Source organism: Pseudomonas sp. NPDC087346 (genome assembly GCF_044744235.1).
Classification (GTDB): domain Bacteria; phylum Pseudomonadota; class Gammaproteobacteria; order Pseudomonadales; family Pseudomonadaceae; genus Aquipseudomonas.
This window is the reverse complement of sequence record NZ_JBIUXX010000077.1, coordinates 22,007-22,594: the sequence shown is the minus strand read 5'-3', so window position 1 is coordinate 22,594 and position 588 is coordinate 22,007. Positions and strand designations below refer to the sequence as shown.

At 50.2% G+C, this 588-nt stretch carries 1 protein-coding gene and 1 pseudogene; both read left to right on the top strand.

The window, feature by feature from the left end:
* Positions 1–63: 63 nt before the first annotated feature.
* Positions 64–153 (top strand): annotated as a pseudogene (locus ACIOZM_RS28240) (hypothetical protein); the annotation flags it as partial.
* A gap of 98 nt (positions 154–251) precedes the next feature.
* Entirely contained in the window at positions 252–488 is a 237-nt protein-coding gene (locus tag ACIOZM_RS28235; protein WP_401220105.1) for a DUF1653 domain-containing protein, read from the top strand.
* The last annotated feature ends 100 nt before the right edge of the window (positions 489–588 follow it).

Here is a 588-nt window from a genome sequence, read left to right as displayed (position 1 = left end):
ACAAAAACACATCAACAACAATACGGAATAACAGATCACAAGATTTCACTCAATTTCATAAAAGTGATCAACCAAAATGCCATCACCTTCGGGGTGGCCACCATGTGCATTGGTCTCGGCCAAGGCATCTCCACCGTCTTCGAACGCGTTTAAGCGTCTCGTCGATGGAAGCCGGGGCCAAGTGCCCCGGTTTTTGTTTTTGTGGATTTATTTTATTTTTTTTTTGAAAAAATTTGAGTGAGGGCCGAAGCATGCCGATACAACCTGGGCTCTACCAACATTACAAAGGTCCGCAGTACCGTGTATTCAGTATTGCGCGGCACTCCGAGACCGAAGAAGAAGTGGTCTTTTACCAAGCCCTGTATGGCGAATTCGGCTTTTGGGTGCGCCCGCTGAGCATGTTCATGGAGTCCGTCGAGGTTGACGGCGAGCAGGTCCCGCGCTTTGCTTTGGTGCAAGCCGAACCGAGCCTTTTTTCCAAGCCATAAGTCGAGTGCGCGCAGAACCCTGCGCTTGACCTCACCTTGTAGCCACTATATATAGCGGTGCCGCGTCAGGCGCCAAACGCCTTTCACTTCTAGAATTCAG

What these genes read in the sequence shown, in the direction of transcription:
- ACIOZM_RS28235 (WP_401220105.1), top strand. Translation starts at nt 252, where the DNA reads ATGCCGATACAACCTGGGCTCTACCAACATTACAAAGGTCCGCAGTAC.